The sequence below is a fragment of the Desulfomonilaceae bacterium genome (genome assembly GCA_041662605.1).
In the GTDB taxonomy this organism is placed as follows: domain Bacteria; phylum Desulfobacterota; class Desulfomonilia; order Desulfomonilales; family Desulfomonilaceae; genus CAJBEZ01.
Genome location: JBAZSD010000003.1, coordinates 62,761 through 82,699 on the forward strand (window position 1 = coordinate 62,761; position 19,939 = coordinate 82,699).

Sequence of the window (19,939 nt, forward strand, 5' to 3'; positions counted from 1 at the left end):
GACACAGTAGATGATAGAGAGTCTCAAGACCAGATTTGTAATAATATTTTCCGTTTTGGCAATATGCCTTTTTTTGATTTATCCTTCGATTGGCCCAGTGCCCGCAATATGGTCCAAGTATTTGCCGGATAGCCCTATCAGGCTTGGACTGGATCTGCAAGGCGGCCTTTACCTTGTTCTGGAAGTGCAGGTAGAGAAAGCTGTGGAAGCCGTCGTTGATCAAACGATGCTGGAAGCCTCCAGCCTAATGAAGGATGAGCGGATCAGGTATGTAGATTTACATCGAAATTCTGCGGATTCGTTTGTCATATCTTTCAAGGATCCCGACCAGGCTTCCTTGTTTGACCAAAAGGTACTGGAAAAGCTCTCCAGCTTTAAAAAGATTTCATCGGGACAAACCGACAAGGGATTCGAAACCGAGTTGCAGCTTGACCCCAAGACAGTAGAATCAATCAAGCAAAAAGCCGTCAGACAGGCGGTCGACACGATTCGGAATCGAGTAGACGCGTTTGGCGTGGCCGAACCTGACGTTGTCATCCAGGGCACGGATAGGATTGTAGTACAGTTGCCGGGACTGAAAGAGGACGTCAACAGGGCCATTGACATAATAAGACGTACCGCTCGACTGGAATTCAGGCTTGTCGATGAAAAAGGAGACCTCAGCGCTGCTCTGAAAGGGGCTGTTCCTCCGGGTGATGAAATCCTTTATCAGCTTGACAAGAATCCAAGAACCGGAGCTGTTACCCGGACACCTTTTCTGGTCAAGAAACAAGTCCTGCTGACTGGCGATTTGCTTACAGACGCCAGGGTTCATCCCGACCATACCGGTCGCATGACAATCGGGATGGATTTTAACCGGCTTGGGGCGCAGCAGTTTGAAAGAATAACAGGAGAACACGTTCGGGAGCGACTTGCCATTGTACTAGACAACAGGGTCTATTCCGCTCCTGTGATCAAAGACCGTATTTCTGGCGGATCAGCTATCATAGAGGGTATGTTTTCTCCTGACGAGGCTCACGACCTCGCTCTAGTCCTGAGGGCCGGTTCGCTTCCTGCGCCCGTTAAGATCCTGGAAAACCGCTCGGTTGGACCATCCCTGGGGGAAGACTCGATAAAAGCGGGAAGAAACGCGATAGTTTTAGGCATGCTCCTGATAGTCATCTGTATCGCGCTTTATTATAAGTGGTCTGGACTTGTAGCCGATATAGCCCTGTTTTTTAACCTAATATTGATTTTCGCAGTCATGGTGTCACCTGGACTGAGAGCTACCTTGACTCTTCCGGGCCTCGCCGGGGTCGCTCTTACTATTGGTATGGCTATTGATGCGAACATTTTGATTTTTGAACGTATCAGAGAGGAGTTGCGCCTAGGACGGACTCCCAGAGCCGCGTTGGAGAACGGCTATTCCAAGGCATTCTCGACCATTTTTGACTCAAACCTGACAACGATTCTCTCGGCGCTACCCTTGATTCAGTTTGGAACCGGCCCAATCAAGGGATTCGCCATTACGCTTTGTATCGGGTTAATAGCGTCAATGTTTACAGCCTTATTTGTGACCAGGGCTATTTTTGACTATGCGTTTCAGGTTAAACGGATCAAGAAACTCAGTGTTTAATATCTGAGATTCTTTACTTTTGATTTTCCAAGTTAAGTAAGGATTGAGCAGTGGAACTCATACCGCCAAACACTAACATAGACTTTATGGGCAATAGGCGATACGCGTATGCCTTTACGACCATCATGATACTTCTTTCCGTACTCTCTTATCCTATCAAGGGCTGGATCAACCTTGGAATAGACTTCACCGGCGGAGTTACCGTCCAGGTCCAGTTTAAGAATAAAGTCGATACAGAGCACATCAGAAAGGCGCTTGAACCAATGAGCGCCAACGCTACAGTCCAAAGCTTCTCAATGGGGAGCAAGGCTGAGGATTATCTGATCAGAATGGAATCTCCGGAGGAGGGTTCTGAGAAATTTTCCATGCAATTGCAGGAAATTTTTGACAAGTCTTTTGGTAAAGGAACCGCGGAGATAAGAGGACTTGAGGTTGTCGGTCCCAAGGTTGGTCATGATCTCAGACAGGCGGCAATCTGGGCTACAATTGTCGCCCTGGCCATGCTTCTCGTCTACATGGCTTTCCGCTTCACATTGAGCATGGGCTTAGGAGCCATTTTCTGCTTGGTTCATGATTTGATAATAATTTACGGTTTTTTTGTGTGGACCGGTAAGGAATTCAACCTCACCATTCTCGCCGCCATGCTGACCTGCATCGGTTATGATATCAATGACACTATCGTTGTTTGCGACCGAATCAGGGAAAATCTGAGGACTATGCGCAAACAGCCCTTGGCCGAGGTTTTGAACAGTTCCATCAACCAGACACTTTCCAGAACAGTTTTGACTTCAGGATTTACATTGCTTGTTGTCGTGGCCCTGCTGATTTTTGGCACACCACAACTAAAAGACTTTGCCTGGGCATTATTTGTAGGTATAGTTTTTGGAACGTATTCCTCAATATTTGTTGCGGCTCCTTTGATTCTAGGGATTAACAAATATATTCCAGTAAAAAGAGGATAGGATTGTTGCCGGCTCAATTTAGGCCCCAGCGGCCAAGATAGCTGTTTGGAAATGACAAAAATTCTGGGGCATGCTGAGACGCTGGCCATGCTTGAGAAATCTGTGGGTTCAAAAAGAACCGCCCATGCGTATTTATTCTCAGGCATTGAAGGAATCGGCAAGAAGCTCGTAGCGTTAGAATTCGCCAGCATGCTTTGTTGTCCCGCGTATGCTGGTGAAAGGGCCCATGACTGCGGGACATGTGAAAAGATAAAGAGAGGAGCCCATCCTGATGTCTTGATTGAGGCTCCTCTTAAAGGTTCTATAAGAATCGACAGAATTCGGCATCTCCAGGGATTTTTCAAATATTCCCCGATCGAAGCGCCATATCGAGTCATAATTATCGACGACGCACACACTGTGAACCGAGCGGCTCAAAACGCTTTGCTCAAAACCCTTGAAGAGCCGCCGGGTTTCGGCGTATTGATCCTGATAACATCCAAACCGTCTTCTTTACTGCCCACCGTTTTGTCAAGACTAAGGAAAATCAAATTCGGCCCACTGGCTCGATCGGATGTGGCTAACGAGCTTTTCAGAACTAGAGACTTACCTTTGAATCAGGCTGACGCTCTCGCTGGGCTTGCATCTGGGAGCTTGGGCCACGCCATTGAGTTGTTGACACCCAAGATTTTGACATCGAGAAACATATTGTCGCAATTCCTCAGCAAAGGGAGCGAATTCGGATTGGCCAACCTCCTGGAGATGTCGGCGCAACTGAGTTCCGACACCCAAAATTTTATCGACGCCATCGAATTCGGGATGTCCTGGATTAGAGATTTGGTCCTGTTAAGAATCGGCGCAGAAGCTCAGTCCATAGTCAATATCGACTTCATTGACATTTTGGAGGCTTCGGCTCAACATTACTCAGTAGAGCAATTGCTGGCAGCGCATGATGAGATGTCCGACGCGCTAAAGTTCACTTATACGGATACAAATATCAATCGCAATCTCGCTGCTGACGTAATGTTTCTGAGAATTCGGGAAAAGATGAACGAAAAGTGGTCTCAATAGATTCACTTTTTGGGTCCGAGGTACAATCTGATGCCGAATAACAAAAAACGAGGCGATAAATCCTTTATGCCAAGATCATGGGGCGATGCTTCCGGTCGGAGACCGACCAAGGATACTCAATCAGGACAAACTACACCACAAACGGAATCTGAAGTGTCTCCTTCGAGTTCTAAAGATTCTCTTCTGGAAGCTTTAGAGTCAACCGATTCCTGCGTTGGTTCTAATCCGTGTGACTCATCCTATTCCATTGATTTCTCCCAATCGATCGAGAGCTTTTCTGTCGGTTTTTCCGGATCCCCGATGCCTACAGAGGGATCTGAATATTATGACGACGAAGCCATTGAATGCGAAACGATCTCTGATGGGGGAGCAGGCGGTGGAACAACCTGGGGTCCGGAGGATCGGACAGACGCCGGTTTCGGCGCCAGGATCGCCGGCATCAGATTCGGGTATGCATGTAAGGTTTATCATTTCGACGCCGGAGACATGGATCTCGAATACGGTGAGTGGGTCTTAGTCAAGACCGAAAAGGGACTTGGTCTAGGCCAGGTTGCGATTCCACCTTTTGAGAGAATTATTGACGCCGCACAGGCCGACGCCCTCCGAAAAATACTCCGTAAGGGAGGGAAGGTCGATCTTGATCAGAGGGAACGTTGCTGTCAGAGGGAATCGGAAGCCTATTCATACTGTATGGACAAGATAGAAGAACTTGCTCTTGCAATGAAGCTCGTATCGGTTGAGTGTTTCTTCGATTGTTCAAAATATGTTTTTTATTTCACATCTGAAGGAAGGGTTGATTTCAGAGAGTTGGTAAAGCAACTGGTCTCCCGTTTTCCAGTGCGGATAGAAATGCGACAGATAGGTGTTCGTCATGAAGCTAAGATGACTGGAGGAATTGCATGTTGTGGGCAGGAACTATGCTGCTCTCGATTTCTAACGGATTTCAGGCCGGTTTCCGTAAAGATGGCGAAGAATCAAAACCTTTCCTTGAACCCCACAAAAATATCCGGTGTTTGCGGTCGCCTGATGTGCTGTTTGAGCTATGAGCATGATGTCTACGAGGAATTTAGCAAGAACCTTCCTCGGGTTGGAAAACTAATTGGGACTACCAAAGGCGAAGGCTGCGTGATCAAACACAATCCATTGGAAGAAACCGTGCTTGTAAAGCTTGCCGACGATACTATGGTTGCAGTTCGACCAGAGGACATATTGGGAGAACTGGAGGTGGAGAATACAAGAAGGATCTCTCCCTCGAACCCATCAGCCCCAAAGCCCCCCCGGAGGGCCCATAGCAGGAAATCTCAAAACGACCCGGCTAAAGAAGAGATTTGAAATAGCGAGCGCAAAAGAGTTTAATTACTTTCTTTGTGTTAGATGACCTTCGTTGACAGCCAATGGGCTGACCATACGGGATTTCTTTTCTCCTCTACACCTAAGGATAGCTCTAATGAAACGCGTAATTCTCGGCACAGCGGGTCACATAGACCACGGAAAAACCCAATTGGTAAAGGCTCTTACGGGGATAGACACGGACAGGCTCAAAGAGGAAAAAGAGAGGGGAATCAGCATTGAACTGGGATTCGCCTATCTTGACCTTGGTCCGGAGATCCGAATCGGTATAGTGGACGTTCCAGGTCATGAGAGATTCATACGCCAGATGGTTGCAGGCTCAGGGGGTGTTGACATAGCTGCCCTGGTAATTGCCCTGGATGAGGGTGTCATGCCTCAGACCGTGGAGCATTTGGATATTCTTCGTCTACTGGGGATAAAGTATGGGTTGGTTGTCCTGACCAAGTTGGATCTGGTCGATGAGGAACTCGCCATGCTGGCTGAGGAAGATGCGAGGGATTTGGTAAAAGGCACTTTCCTGGAAACCGCTCCGATGGTCCGTGTATCTTCCCGTACAGGGGAAGGCATTGAGGAATTGAAAAAGGTTATCCTGGATCTGAGCGAACATGTAGCGCAGCGTTCGTTGTACGGACTTCTAAGACTGCCGATTGATAGGGTGTTCACATTGAAGGGCCACGGAACGGTGGTGGCGGGAACCTTAATCTCAGGGACAATCATAGTCGGTGATGAGATAGAAATACTACCTCAGGCCGTGAAGTCTTCGGTTCGATCTATCGAATCCCACAAACAATTTGAGAAGCAGTCGTTTCCTGGAGAGCGGGTCGCGGTAAACCTTCGCGGGCTCGAACAGCAGGACGCTCACAGGGGAAACGTCATAACTCATCCCGGTGAATTTCGGCCCTCTTACATCATTGATGTCAAACTGACGACATTAGATAGAAGCTCAATAAAATTGACCAACCTTAAAAAGGTCAGGCTTCATCATTACACCACGGATGTAGAAGCCACCATAGCCTTTCCTGATAGGGATTCCATGGAACCTGGAGAAGAGGTGTTGGCCCAGTTGAGGACGGCTGCGCCCATTGTGCCGGCAACTGGGGATAGGTTTGTGGTTCGAGCCATTTCACCTTCCGTGACCTTGGGTGGAGGTGTGATTCTTAACCCTAGAGCGCCTAAATTAAGGGCAAGATCGGTGAAGTCCTTTATGGAATCCGAAAGGGAAGACGATGTTGGAGTCATATCGTCTCTGGTAAAGGGCTCCGGAGTAAACGGCGTCAACAGAAACGAGTTACTGGGGATGTCAGCGTTTTCGTCCTCCAGACTCGACAAGACGCTCGAAAAGCTTAGAAATGAACACACGGTTATTCAACTGGATTCCACGGAAAAGAGATTGGTGCATCGTGATTATCTTGAACTCGTAAAAAAGAAAATATTGGATAGGTTAGAGCAATATCATAGGGACAATCCTTTAAAAGAAGGGATATCAAAGCAGGAGTTGCGCTCTATGGCTCCGGGCAGCGATCGTCTTTTCAAAATTGCATTGGATAATTTCATCTCAAATGGGGTTCTAGCTGATCAGGGAGACACCATTAGAGCCTCTACCCACAAAGTACGTCTGAAAGATGAAGAAAAGAATCTCAGGGTAAAGATTCTTGAAGCTCTCGGCAAAGAAGAAAATTCTCCTCCAGTGCTCAAAGAGTTAATAGCGCAGGTCGGGACTGATCAAAAACAGGTAAAAGGTTTGCTCACGGTTCTGGAAAAAGAAGGGCGGGTTGTGAAAATCAGGGAGGAAATGTACTTTTCTAAGGATTTTATCGAGAATGTCAAAGGGCGTCTCGTGGAACTGCTAAAAAAAGAAGGATCTATAACCCCGTCAAAATTTCAGGAGATAACGAAATCTTCCCGGAAATATAACATTCCGCTATTGGAGTACTTTGATCGTGAAAAACTCACACTCAGGATTGGTGATCAACGAGTGCTCAGAGGAGCAGGAAGTTCCTCGGAATTGGCCAAGGATTCGTAAAATTGACTGAGGTTTCTGATCTTGTCGAGACATTCGTTTCTAAACGTTTCAAAGCGTTTGGCGCTAGCCGGCGACCTGTCATCAACGAATTTTCCTGCCGCCCACGCTTGCCGGTCGAGACAAATATAGACATTGTCCAGGATTTTCAGCCACTTCCTGTCCTGATCGGAGTTGACCCAACTAAGAACGAGGTTGATTTTTGCCCGGATGACTCGAATTCTTTTCTGGATCCCGGTCACGGTTTGGGCTGCCGAACCCGCATCCAGGGAGCCTGCTACAAACTGATCTCCTACCATGCCGAGCAACAGAAAGGAATCATTGGCGTATGCTGTCGCCGTTTGAGCAAAGGCGTCGGTTAGCGCCGATTGGTCTGCGGACCAGGACATCCCGGCCACTAACACGATGATGATTGCTATTAATCCAGAAATCCGCTTCATTGGCTCACTTATTGGTCTAAATACGGTCAATGCTATTCTACTCAAAAGATACCATGACTAAGGAAAGGAGACAACCCGATTAATGAAAATTCTGCTCCATGCGTGTTGCGCGCCCTGCCTGGTTATTCCATATGATGATCTTTCAAAAGAGGGACACGAAGTAACGGCTTTTTTCTTTAATCCAAATATTCATCCATACAGTGAAAATTTGAGAAGGCAAGATGCCTTTAATTCATACACTGAAGTAAATGATATCCGCGTGATGAAAGATGACACTGGACTTGAAATGGAAGACTGGTTTAGGGAGATAGTTTTTCGTGAACCACAACGATGCCGGCTTTGTTTTAATTTTAGAATGGATGTGGTGGCGCGCCTTGCGGAGGCTAAAGGGTTTGACGCGTTTTCAACCACCCTCCTCTATAGCCGATTCCAAAAACATGATTTACTGAAAACAGCGTGTGAAGCCATTTCGGAAAATCATCGCATACCTTTCATTTACAGAGACTGGAGAACCGGATGGAATGAAGGAGTGAAGAGATATCGAAAGCTCGGTTTTTATCGCCAGAAATATTGCGGTTGTCTTTACAGTGAGAAAGAAAGGGCAAAAAAGATCATGTAAGTTTAAAAAATAGACGAAGGGGTCTTTTCTGGAAATTGGCCTGTTGCCTACTTGCCTCAAGGTGAGTTATAACTATAGTTCGTCACCTTCCAGGGTTGTGGGAAATGGCCTATGTCTTTATTGAAAACATGCGGTGGGCGTAACAGAAGTGTTGTTCCCGTTCTTTTGGTAATATGTCTGGTGTTGATTCAGACAAGTTCCGTCTACCCCGAATCTCCTATCGAAATAAAGAAGAGTGTTGAGGGATTCCACAGACCGTGGATCATGATCGGGCTTTCTCCCGATGGATGTTCAGGCGGCTGTCGCAGGCTTCGTTCAGTAATTACGGAGTTGAGCAAAAACAGTAATGTAGTTACTCTGGACTTTAGGACCGCCACATTTGAAATAATTTCCGATCTTGACCCTGAATTTATCGTCTTGAGTCCGCAGGGAACTCCCTGGTGTCGTTACACGGGAACCACAGGTGTAGCGTTGCAAAATTTTCTATGGTTGGTTCCCCGCGTGGTGGACGAGTTGGACATCCCCATTCTGGGAGTATGCGGAGGGCATCAGGCTATTGCGCTAGCCTTCGGAGGAAAAGTCGGGCCAATTCGGGCTGGAGAAGATGATTGCATGCCTTATACTCGGGATCGCCAATCTGGGGTTACCAGGTTGAACCAGGATACGAAAGATCCCATTTTTGTGGGACTGGATAATCAGATCAACATAGTTGAGAGCCACTATGATGAGGTCAAAGCTCTTCCTCCCGGATTCGTGCTTTTGGCCTCGGACAAAACGAGTCGCAATCAGATCATCAGACATCCGTATAAACCCATTTATGGAATTCAGGGGCATCCGGAAAGCTTTTTTGGATCCAGACCCGATGGAGGATTCCTAATAAGAAATTTTTTACATATAGCTTCAACCTACAATGAAAATGTGCGTTGGCTTCAAAAAAATTCGAATATACAGTTATCTCTAAAAAAACTTGATTAGATACATTAATGGCATCTATGGATTCTCCTTTGTTGGGAATTCGCGGATGTTAACGCGGGCGACATACATTGGTCGCTTTTGATTCTAAACACGGAGGTTGCCTATGGGCGATGAAGATCAGAAGATTCTAGTCGTAGGTGGTGGCATAAGCGGGATGACAGTCGCTATCGAAGCCGCCGAAACAGGCGCTAACGTGGTCATAGTGGAACGGAATCCGTATTTGGGAGGCCGAGTGGCTCAACTGAATCAGTACTTCCCTAAACTGTGCCCACCAACATGTGGTCTTGAAATCAATTTTAGAAGAATCAAGAACAATCCCAACATTTCCTTATTTACTCTGGCTGAAATCAAGTCAATATCCGGCCAAGCCGGAGACTATACAGTCACAGTTCAGATTAACCCCAGATATGTTAACGATAATTGTACAGCTTGCGGCAAATGCGCAGAAGCTTGCGACACTAGCGTTCCTAACACGGTCAATTACGGTATGGATTCCATGAAGGCGGCTTACCTGCCTCATCAGATGGCATATCCATTCAAGTATGTTCTGGCTCCTGAAATTATTGGAACCGATGAAGCGGCAAAATGCCTCGAAGCTTGCCCCTACAACGCGATTGATTTGAGTATGAAACCCGAGACCATCAGTCTGAAAGTCGGGGCAATCGTTTGGGCGACCGGATGGGATCCCTATGAAGTGGAAAAGGTGGATTACCTGGGTTTCGGACGTTTCCCCGACGTTGTGACGAGCGTGATGTTCGAAAGGCTTGCTGCGTTTAACGGTCCTACAAGCGGGAAGATACTCCGACCGTCTGATGGGAAGGAAGTCAAGAGCGTCGCTTTTATCCAGTGCGCAGGCTCCAGAGACGAAAATCATCTGGCCTACTGCTCCGGTATTTGTTGTCTCGCTTCCTTAAAACAATCGACCTACATTCGGGAGAGGGTACCTGACAGCAAGGCTTTTATATATTACATCGATATTCGAGCCATGGGAAAGTACGAAGATTTCTATACAAAAGTTCAGCAGGATGAAAACCTTTCCCTGATCAAGAGTAAAATCGCCCGGGTTTCCGAAGATAAGGAGACTGGAGGTCTACTCGTTGAAGGTGAAGATGTCGGCGCCGGATCGAAGGTGCGCCAGGTAGTGGATTTGGTTGTGCTTGCTGTCGGTATGAGGCCCGGAACTTCGAAGATCAAGCCTGAACTGGACATGAATTATGATGACTTCGGATTCGTGACTGGTTCGGGAGAATCCGGAATCATCCCGGCAGGATGTGTCAAAGCGCCGATGGAGGTCGCGGCGTCTGTCCAGGATGCCACTGCCGCGGCTCTAAAGGCGATTCAAGTGGCGGTGCGGAGGTAACCCATATGGATCAGAATCTTGGTGTTTATATATGTTCAGGCTGCGGAATAGGTGAAGCTATCGATGTCGACGCATTGGCCGGTGTAATTGGAGAATTTACCGTGGCCAAAACTGCGACCCATCCATGTTTGTGCGGTTCTGAGGGCGCTCAGATCATTAGAGATGATATAGCGTCCGGGGCAGTCAATTCAGTAATTATAGCGGCGTGCTCAGGACGCGTAAAATCAGACGTATTCGCTTTTGATCCGATGCAAACCATACTGGAAAGAGTGAATCTGCGTGAACACGTCGCGTGGTGTCAACCCGCTGGCCATGAAGATACTCAGGCCATGGCCGAAGATTATCTCCGCATGGGCATTGTCCGAGTGGAGAAATCTACCTTGCCTACTCCCTTTCTCGAAGCGCTTGACAAAACCATCTTAGTCGTCGGCGGCGGAGTAGCTGGGATGCAGGCGGCTCTTGACGCGGCCAATGCGGGCTATAGTGTGAAACTGGTCGAGAAAGAGCCGGAACTTGGCGGCCATATGGCGAAATGGAACAAGAATACTCCCACAATTCCTCCGTACCAGGAAATTGAAGATATCGATCTTTCCACCAGGATTGATCAGATAATGAACAACCAGAATATTCAGGTATTCAAGAACGCGGAGATCGAAAAGATTTCAGGCGCTCCAGGAATGTTCGACGTCACATTAAAGAATGGCGCCGGATCTATGAAAATTGGATCTATAGTGCTTGCAGCAGGTTGGAAGCCCTACGACGCCACAAAGCTGGAAAACCTCGGATTTCAAAAATTCCCCGATGTCGTGACAAACGTGCAGGTCGAGGAAATGGCGAAATCCGGTTCACTGGCTTGCCCATCGGATGGTTCTTCCCCTTCCGCTGTCGCATTCATCCAGTGCGCAGGTTCACGCGATCAGGATCATCTGCCCTATTGTAGCGCTGTATGCTGCCGAGTCTCTCTAAAACAGGCTTTGTATTTCAAGGAACAAAATGAGGAAACCAAGGTTGTTGTTTTCTACAAAGACATGAGAACCCCCGAACAAGCCGAGGAATTTTACAAAAAGGTCCAGAAGGACGGGGTAATCTTCGTGAAAACCGACACCTCAAAAATTTCCATGAGTGAAGGTTCGGAGAAGAAACTTTCCATAGAAGCCATTGATGAGCTTCTAGGCGAACCTATAATGATGGAATTCGATATGGTAGTTCTAGCCACTGGTATGCAGCCCGCTGTTCTGGACAACCCAATACTTAATCTTGAGTATCGACAGGGCCCGGCATTACCTGAGCTAAAATACGGCTTTCCGGATTCCCACTTCGTATGTTTCCCATATGAAACCAGAAGAACAGGCATATATACCGCTGGTTGCGTACGACAACCAATGACGGCTACCAGATCCTCGAGTGACGGTACCGGGGCCGCTTTGAAGGCCATTCAATGTGTTGAGCTATCAGCTCAAGGCAAGGCGGTTCATCCCAGAGCGGGGGATTTGTCTTATCCCAATTTGTTTATCCAGAGGTGCACCCAGTGCAAACGTTGTACAGAAGAATGTCCTTTCGGTATGTATAACGAGGACATCAAGGGGACACCCCTGCCCCACCCCACCAGATGCAGACGATGCGCCATCTGCATGGGTTCTTGCCCGGAGAGGATTATATCCTTCAACAATTATTCCGTTGACATGATCGGCTCTATGATCAAATCGATCAATGTTCCGGAAGAATATGATGAAAAACCCAGGATTTTAGGATTAATTTGTGAAAATGACGCCTTCCCGGCTGTTGATATGGTAGGGTTGAACAAGCTTCAATATCCTCCATGGGTTCGCTTCATCCCTTTGCGCTGTCTCGGATCTATAAATCTCGTGTGGATTGCGGACGCCCTGTCCAAGGGTATTGATGGCATTGTCCTGTTCGGATGTAAATATGGGGATGACTATCAGTGTCATTTTATTCAGGGAAGCGAACTCGCCAATACCAGGATGAGCAAGGTCAAGGAAACTCTTGACCGCCTGGTCCTTGAATCTGACCGCATCAGACTGGAACAACTGTCGATCGATGACTACTACAGGATTCCTCAAATCCTTGAAGAATTTTCAGCGAGACTCGAGGAACTCGGGCCCAACCCATACAAAGGTTTCTAAACGAAGGACGTGAAATGGAAACTAAAATACCATTCCTAGAAGTCAGTGACGCTATAGTAATGTCAGGGGCGGAAACGCTATACTGGTGCATGCAGTGCGGACTTTGCACCGGATCCTGTCCGTGGAGGCTAGTGTCCGGAGAAGCCTCTGAACAGTTCAACATCAGATTAGTTCAACGTATGGGACAACTGGGCCTTGAAGGGTTTGAGTCGGAAAACTGCCTATTTGCTTGTACAACCTGCCGAACTTGCGCCGACAGGTGTCCACGTGGTGTTGACATAATCGGCAATGTCAGAGGTATGAGAAGTATGCTTGCCGAGGTTGGCACAATTCCCCCAAGCTTGAAGCCAATCGTGGGAAGTCTCCATTCCCAAGGCAATCCATGGTCAGGTCCGAGGGAAAAGCGAACAGAATGGACCGAGGGGCTCGATATTCCAAGTTTTTCCGAGGATACCGAGTATTTGCTTTTTGTGTGCTGTACATCCTGCTACGACATCAGGAGCCGTAAAATAGCAAAAGCCGTGGTGAAATCGCTTAGAGCGGCTGGTGTCAGTTTCGGAATAATCGGAGCTGAAGAGAGTTGCTGCGGTGAATCCATCAGAAAGGTCGGCGACGAGGCCCTTTTTCAAAAGCTCGCCGAATCAAATATCAATCTCTACAACAATAAGGGTGTAAAGAAAATAATAGTGACTTCACCACACTGTCTCTACACATTCAAGAATGAATATCCGGAGCTTGGTGGAAAATGGGAAGTCTATCATTACACAGAGATTCTTGCCGAAGCGCTAAAATCCGGTAAGTTGAAACCAGCGGGAGAGCCTACCGGACCTGTGGCCCTGCATGACCCATGTTATCTTGGCAGGCACAACGATATTTATGATCAACCGAGGGAACTCATCGAAGGACTGCCAGGGGCTGAGGTTCGAGAGTTGTCAAGAAATCGCAAGAACAGCTTGTGTTGCGGCGGCGGTGGCGGACGCGTGTGGATGGAAACCAAGGCTGGCGAGCGTTTCGCTGAACTTCGTATCTCTGAAGCTTTGGAAGCGGGGGCCGAGACTTTAGTTACAGCATGCCCCTACTGTATAACGATGTTGGAAGATTCCTGTAACGTTATGGGGAAAGCGGATCAGCTTAAAGTTATGGATCTGTCGGAACTTGTAGCGGAAAAGATATAAACATTCGCGAAAAGACCATGAGTTGTCGATGGAGGGACCGTAGTAACACGGGCCCTCCTTTTTTTGTCCCGTGTCAACTATTCTGAGATTGCCATGCGTTTGCTCTAGCGCCTCTGTCAGCAGTCTGTTTGAGCATCCGTATTACTTCTGCCATATCCGCGGGTAGCCCAGAGGAAAACTGCAATTCATTTTCAGTAATGGGGTGTTTGAACGCTAGAAAAGCCGCATGAAGAGCCTGTCTTTTCAGAATCATCCGTATCTGATTGAGAAGAGGATCTGTGTTTTTTTGTTTCCTGGATCCTACGCCATAAACCCCGTCCCCTAGGACAGGCAAACCTATTGAAGCCAGATGTACTCGAATCTGGTGGGTTCTTCCCGTTTGAGGACGAATCTCCATCAAACAGACTCCTTCATATCTCTCTTTCACACTCCAACAGGTAATGGCTGTTCTACCTTTCCGTGTCACCGTAGAAATTTTCTTGCGGTCGGACCGGCTTCTCCCAAGTTCCCTGTCAACAATCCCGGTTTCCGAATTAGGAGCGCCGCGAACCAAAGCCATGTAGATTCGTCCGGTCGAATGGCGCCTGAACTGTTCTGAAAGGCCCTCATAAGCTGCTTGAGTCTTCGCGACAACCATCACTCCAGAAGTGTCCTTATCGAGTCGATGGACAATCCCCCAACGTCCAGACTCTCCTACTCCGATCATCTCCGGCCTAGACTTGACCAGTATTTCCATGAGCGTAGGAGCCTCTTTGCCTGCCCCAGGATGGACGATGAGTCCCGGAGGTTTATCCAGGACTATCATGTCATCGTCCTCAAAAATGATTGTCGGTTCTGGCCCTGCGTCAAATGTTATTGCGGTATTCTCATCTTTGTCCGGAATTTTGATCAGAATAGCTTGTCCCGGTCTTATGATCGTTGACGGTCTTATCTTCTCGGCGTCCACCAAAATCTGCCCGGTTCTTATCATTCGGGATAAAGAGGATCGGGTCAGCTTTCCAGTTAACAGATCGGCTAACAACTTGTCGGCTCTGGAAGGGGCAGCGGTTTGAGGCACAATCAAATCTTGAGAAACACTAAGGAATTCATCAGGCGTTGTCTTCAATTTTCTCCGTATTGGCGAGAGCAAAATCTACCACGAACTCCGAGCCACCATTTTCAGGACAGTCAACATAATTCCTGCAATTTGAGCATGACTCCACTACGTCTGAAGATTCGACACCTTTTTCAGTCAGATATCTGCAACGGTTACTGAAAAAGGACAATCTAAATCCATACAGTTCTGAAAACATCTTGATTCTGAGAAGATCTATTCCTTTACCGCCGGCGTTAAAAGAATAGGGTCTGCGACTCGAATAGTTATCAGTGTCCTGCACTGGGTAAAACCCCTCGAAGATAAGCTCCTTGTCTTTGTCAGGTATTCCAACTCCCTTATCCTTAACCGTCAGAAGGTAACGGCCTCCCTTGATTCTCCCAAGGACGTCCACTTTACCTCCATCAGGCGTAGCCTCAATCGCGTTTCTGATCAGGCCCTCCATGATAGCCTGAAGCACGTGAGTAGGAATCAACAGCCTACCTTGTTCCAGGTTAAAGTTGATTGCAACCTTACGCTTTTGCTCATCTGCCTTTTGTTGGATAAATTGGGACATTGACCGGCCAAAGTTCTGTATGTCGATCAAATCGAGTTTATCGTGCCTTGTTGGAAATGTTTTTTCCAGCCATTTGTGAATAACAGTCGCTGCGTTCTTGATTTCTGGTGTCCATTCCGACTGTACATCCATGAGATCCAAGGCTGACTGAAGAAAGCCCGTTATGTATCGTTTTTCCCAGGAATAGCCTGTCATCACTATGCTTTCAACTTGAGATTCCAGTCGACTAAGACTTTGAAGATGACGATTTATCCTAGCCAGAGCGTTGTCAAAGTCTGAAATTCCTTTTTCCAGGAATTTCTTCTCCATATTGATCAGGGTGCCGCGTATAATGGCCAGAGGGGTTCGCAGTTCGTGAGATAAGTGGTTGAGGACCTTGGTTTTAACACGGTTCATATTCTCAAGGTCATGGTAAGATGTCATCAGTTCTTGAAAGAATGTAGCGTTCTCCACCGCCAGCGCCACTACTCCCGCCAGGGATGAAAGCAATTGAACGTCATCCGCAGAGAATCGGCCATCCTTCTTATTCATTACCACCAGACAGCCAATGGTTTTTTCACGCGTATTAAGAGGGACTATTATCTCATTCCGAATGATCAGACCGGTTCTCTTCTCAAAGGTCTTGAAAAACAGAGGATTCTCGTTTGGATCATTTATTAGGGCCGCTTCACCCGATTGAAAAACCTGTCCACTTATGCTGCCTTCAATCGGGAGCCTCAAATCTACCCCCTTGGCATTTATCAGGCCCTTGTTATCTTGCACTTCCCTCCAGTAGAGATCGTTGGCGCCTTCATCATACAGAAGAACTCCTCCAGCTTCTGTTTCCATGGCGCTTCTAAGGTCACTAATGATAACCTCGAGTAGATGATCAAGATCCATGGTGGTCGCGAGAGCCATACTAGAGCGATACAATATTTCAAGAGCATCGCGAGACTGTTTGAGTTTCTTGTAAAATGTAGCGTTGTCTACCGCCAGGGCGACACTTGACGCCATCGAACTTAAGAGGGCTTCATCCTGTTCGGTGAAATCGCCACCAATTTTGTTCATTGCCATCAAGACACCGATGGTCTTTTCAGGAGATCGAAGCGGAACTTGCAAGACCTTGCGGATCTCGAAACCACTTTTTTCTGAAATTCCTGGATAATATCGGGGATCTTTGGATGTATCATTAACGATAGCTGATTTGTTGTTCTGAAAAACCCAGCCGGCGATGCTTCTGTCCATCGGGAATCTTAAGACTTCCGTCTGATGCGCCAGTATTTTTCGGGCGTCCTTTACTTGCCGCCAGTAAAGATCTCCCCTGTTTTCGTCGTAGAGGAGCACACCGCTCCCTTCGGTGAGAAGCGCCTTGTTAACTTCATCTATAACGATCAGCAATAGTTGATCCAAATCCACTGTAGAGGCAAGGGCTTGGGATACATTACATAAAACAGCCAGGTCAAAGAGTTCATGATGTTCCTGATCCATTGCAGTATCTATTAGCTGACCGGTCAGACGTTCTAACTCCTGTACTCTTCGTTCTAATTCCTCATACGTGGGTTTTCGCATGAATCGGTCTCCTGTGCCTCAAAACGCCGGAACTAATACAAACCAAATAACCAGCCTGGAAATTTTATATTCTTGCGGCTGATCTACATATATCTCTAAAATTGTTTACCCCGGTAAAAAACTCTCTCATCATTACCACCCACAAATAAAGTCCTTTACGCGTTAAAAAAAGCATTCTACCACTATTACGTATGGCGCCGACAAGTCTAAAACCAAAAAGTTCTTTCCACAATATCTTGGAAAAAGCACCTTCAAAGAGTTTTTCCGCCTTTTCCAGATCTAAAGAGGCTCCAAACAGAGTCATCATGAAATAATACCTGGCTTGCTCAAGAGAATTGAATCCTTTCCTCGCCATTAAAGGAAATTTGCCGGCTCTTACGCGGTCTATGTAGTCGGGAATTGAAAAAGTATTGGCGAAGCATGTACCATGAACATAGCCGAAAGATCCACTGCCAACCCCAACATATTCATCATAATTGACTATATATTCATCAATCATGGTCTTTTTTCTTGAGAAACACCATGCCGTTCCGGTTGAGTATTCATCACTCAGCGAATCATATATTTCGTTATAAAAAGTCTTCTCCTGCCGATAACTTATTGATCCGAATCGTTTTGCAAGCTCGCTCCTGGTAATGTCCGAAACCATTAGGGGATAGAAGGTGGCCTGATCCGCTTTCATTTCCTTTATGATTGAAACATCATTTCTGAGCATTTTAATAGTCTGAGTAGGGAAATTGAATATCATGTCTATGTTCAACGTATCGAACCTACCCAGAATTCCTGTCAGTTTTTGTATGATTTCATTTCCTGAGCCGTATTTGTGATATCTACTCATCTGCTGGAGCATTGAGTCATCAAAACTTTGGACCCCGACAGACAACCGGTTAACCCCCGAATCAAGGAGGATACTCACTATCTCTTCGGTCAAGTGGTTTGGATTAGTTTCGATGGAAACTTCCTGCACACTAAAATCTTTTCTAAGTTTGTTTAACAGGGAGTTAATTTCTTTGGGCATCACGGTTGGAGTCCCGCCTCCGATGTATACGGATCTAAAGTCAAATCCCAGATCCTTGTACATCTCGATCTCCAACTCCAAGGCCTTGAAATATTCGACTGCGAGTTCTTCTTGGAAAACGTATCTGTTGAAAGAGCAGTAAGGGCATAGTTCCTCGCAAAACGGGATATGTATGTAAATCAGGTAGTTGCAGTCAGCCATAGGGACCGGCGGGATCAAATCCTCAAATTCGTTGAAACTGAGGCTATGTGCAAAATTGTACTTCAGATATTTAGTAAGAGCGGCTTCTAGTATCATCCTATGCCTATTTCCTTTTTAATATACGCTACCGGGGGAACCCTTATGATAAGAGCTAGGTTTTTTACGCATTATAGCAAACAAGCCCATTCCCACAAGGAATCCTCCTATATGAGCCCAGTAAGCGACTCCTCCCGAATCCGGGCTTCCAATCTGAGAAGCGCCCCCAACGAACTGGAAAACAAACCAGAACAGCAAGAAAATGAAAGCGGGTATTTCTATGAAACGGATTATTATGAAAATTATGAGCAGTGTATGAATCCTCGCATGCGGAAAACCAAGAAGGTAAGCTCCCAGCACTCCGGAAATAGCTCCGCTCGCGCCGATCATAGGAATTTTCGACATTGGACTAAAAATGATCTGGAGTAGGCCTGATCCTACGCCACAGAGAATGTAGAATATGAGATAACGAATCCGTCCTAAACGGTCCTCTACGTTGTCTCCGAATATCCACAAAAACCACATGTTGCCCAAGATATGCAGCCAGCCCGCATGTAAGAACATCGAAGTAAACATAGGCGCCACCGCATTGTTCCATACACCTCCCGGTAATACCGTTGAAAACAGGAACCTGTATGGAATGAGACCAAAGTGGGTAGCGACCATGTCCGCTCCGCGCGCCCCAAGTGACGCCTCGTAAAACCACACGCAAGAATTCACGCCTATTATTGAAGCAGTTACTATTGGAAAGGCGCCGGACGGTTCACTATCTCTCAGGGGGATCATGAGGGTCTCTAATAATAGGGTCCAACGGGTCGGGCCATGGAATCACCCTATACGAATGATTCCATGTCTGAAAACTTTTTACGATCTACTCAACGACACGTCTGAAACCATGCTCAACAGCATCTAGTGTTTCTTCAAGCGTGGAGACGACAGGGACAAAATAGGGCCTATGATTTGCTCAAAAGCCTTAGACGTCGGAGAGGCGGGATACTCAGTTACGAAGGGTTTTCCATCATCAGAAGCGGTGACGACTCTAGGATCGATCGGAACTGCGCCCAAAAAACGGAATCCCGTTTCCCTGGCCAGTTTCTCACCACCGCCAGTTTTGAACAACGGATGACTTGCTCCACACGTAGGGCACACAAAGCCGCTCATATTCTCTATGATGCCAAAAATCGGCATTCCAAGACTCTTACAGAAATTTATTGATTTCCTGACATCCCTGATAGCGACTTTTTGTGGAGTGGTCACTATTATCGCTTGGGATCTCGGAGGAGCCATCTGACAAATGGATAGCGGCTCATCACCTGTCCCAGGGGGAGCGTCCACAATCAAGAAATCAAGGTGTCCCCAGTCAACTTCCGATAGGAATTCGTGGATCATTCTGTGTTTCATGGGGCCACGCCATATGACGGCCTGATCTTTGTTTTCACGAATTATGAACTCAATGGACATAACTTTGAGATTCTTTGCTATCTTTATTGGTTCGAGTCCTTTCCCTGTGCCTTGCTCTACTTCCGCCCCTTCCAAGCCAAGCAATGTCGGCACACTCGGACCATGAAAATCAATATCCAAAAGCCCGACTTCTTTATCCGCAGCGGCTAGAGCGGCAGCTAAGTTAACCGCCACGGTACTCTTGCCGACTCCGCCTTTTCCCGAGAGAACGAGGAGGGTATTATCAATTCTGGTAAGGGTATCGGCCAATTTCAAATCTTCTCGAAGTTCTTCAATCTGCTCTTTGGTCAAAGGCGCTTTCTTTTTTTCCAGCATA

Annotated in this window: 16 protein-coding genes; 10 read left to right on the top strand and 6 right to left on the bottom strand. The window is 47.0% G+C overall.

Annotation, left to right across the window (positions count from 1 at the left end; translation table 11 throughout):
• The first annotated feature begins 10 nt into the window (after window positions 1-10).
• From secD to selB, 5 genes are all read left to right on the top strand, one after another.
• Window positions 11-1,615, top strand: a complete 1,605-nt coding sequence (gene secD / locus WC647_03150; protein MFA6221290.1) for a protein translocase subunit SecD — start codon at window positions 11-13, stop codon at window positions 1,613-1,615.
• Window positions 1,616-1,665: 50 nt separating this feature from the next.
• Window positions 1,666-2,577: a protein translocase subunit SecF gene (gene secF / locus WC647_03155; GenBank protein ID MFA6221291.1), complete on the top strand. Its 912-nt coding sequence runs from the start codon at window positions 1,666-1,668 to the stop codon at window positions 2,575-2,577.
• Between the two features lie 51 nt (window positions 2,578-2,628).
• A complete protein-coding gene (locus tag WC647_03160; GenBank protein MFA6221292.1) occupies window positions 2,629-3,627 on the top strand; it encodes a DNA polymerase III subunit delta' in 999 nt (332 codons plus the stop codon).
• Window positions 3,628-3,693: 66 nt separating this feature from the next.
• Window positions 3,694-4,959: a regulatory iron-sulfur-containing complex subunit RicT gene (gene ricT / locus WC647_03165; GenBank protein MFA6221293.1), complete on the top strand. Its 1,266-nt coding sequence runs from the start codon at window positions 3,694-3,696 to the stop codon at window positions 4,957-4,959.
• Between the two features lie 115 nt (window positions 4,960-5,074).
• On the top strand, window positions 5,075-7,000 hold the full coding sequence (selB, locus tag WC647_03170; protein MFA6221294.1) for a selenocysteine-specific translation elongation factor: 1,926 nt from the start codon (window positions 5,075-5,077) through the stop codon (window positions 6,998-7,000).
• Here the strand turns inward: selB and WC647_03175 are convergent.
• On the bottom strand, window positions 6,946-7,437 hold the full coding sequence (locus WC647_03175) for a hypothetical protein (protein ID MFA6221295.1): 492 nt from the start codon (window positions 7,435-7,437) through the stop codon (window positions 6,946-6,948). The genes selB and WC647_03175 overlap by 55 nt on opposite strands.
• An 82-nt stretch (window positions 7,438-7,519) precedes the next feature.
• Between WC647_03175 and WC647_03180 the strand changes: the two genes are divergently transcribed.
• The 5 genes from WC647_03180 (at window position 7,520) to WC647_03200 (ending at window position 13,710) form a co-directional block, all read left to right on the top strand.
• Window positions 7,520-8,056, top strand: coding sequence for an epoxyqueuosine reductase QueH (locus tag WC647_03180; GenBank protein MFA6221296.1), 537 nt, complete (start codon window positions 7,520-7,522; stop codon window positions 8,054-8,056).
• Between the two features lie 111 nt (window positions 8,057-8,167).
• On the top strand, window positions 8,168-9,031 hold the full coding sequence (locus WC647_03185) for a gamma-glutamyl-gamma-aminobutyrate hydrolase family protein (protein MFA6221297.1): 864 nt from the start codon (window positions 8,168-8,170) through the stop codon (window positions 9,029-9,031).
• Window positions 9,032-9,134: 103 nt separating this feature from the next.
• On the top strand, window positions 9,135-10,391 hold the full coding sequence (locus WC647_03190; protein MFA6221298.1) for a CoB--CoM heterodisulfide reductase iron-sulfur subunit A family protein: 1,257 nt from the start codon (window positions 9,135-9,137) through the stop codon (window positions 10,389-10,391).
• A gap of 5 nt (window positions 10,392-10,396) precedes the next feature.
• On the top strand, window positions 10,397-12,535 hold the full coding sequence (locus WC647_03195; GenBank protein MFA6221299.1) for an FAD-dependent oxidoreductase: 2,139 nt from the start codon (window positions 10,397-10,399) through the stop codon (window positions 12,533-12,535).
• 14 nt (window positions 12,536-12,549) lie between these two features.
• Window positions 12,550-13,710 carry a (Fe-S)-binding protein gene (locus WC647_03200; protein MFA6221300.1) on the top strand — a complete coding sequence of 387 codons (1,161 nt, stop codon included), beginning with the start codon at window positions 12,550-12,552 and terminating at the stop codon, window positions 13,708-13,710.
• Window positions 13,711-13,783: 73 nt separating this feature from the next.
• Here the strand turns inward: WC647_03200 and WC647_03205 are convergent, their stop codons facing one another.
• From WC647_03205 to WC647_03225, 5 genes are all read right to left on the bottom strand, one after another.
• A complete protein-coding gene (locus WC647_03205) occupies window positions 13,784-14,815 on the bottom strand; it encodes an RluA family pseudouridine synthase (protein ID MFA6221301.1) in 1,032 nt (343 codons plus the stop codon).
• Window positions 14,799-16,907: a GAF domain-containing protein gene (locus tag WC647_03210; protein ID MFA6221302.1), complete on the bottom strand. Its 2,109-nt coding sequence runs from the start codon at window positions 16,905-16,907 to the stop codon at window positions 14,799-14,801. Before WC647_03210 ends, WC647_03205 begins: the two co-directional genes overlap by 17 nt.
• A 64-nt stretch (window positions 16,908-16,971) precedes the next feature.
• A complete protein-coding gene (locus WC647_03215) occupies window positions 16,972-18,222 on the bottom strand; it encodes a coproporphyrinogen III oxidase family protein (protein MFA6221303.1) in 1,251 nt (416 codons plus the stop codon).
• Window positions 18,223-18,240: 18 nt separating this feature from the next.
• Entirely contained in the window at window positions 18,241-18,948 is a 708-nt protein-coding gene (locus WC647_03220) for a rhomboid family intramembrane serine protease (GenBank protein ID MFA6221304.1), read from the bottom strand.
• 123 nt (window positions 18,949-19,071) lie between these two features.
• Complete coding sequence (locus tag WC647_03225) at window positions 19,072-19,938, bottom strand: Mrp/NBP35 family ATP-binding protein (protein MFA6221305.1); 867 nt, start codon at window positions 19,936-19,938, stop codon at window positions 19,072-19,074.
• Between the last annotated feature and the right edge of the window lies 1 nt (window position 19,939).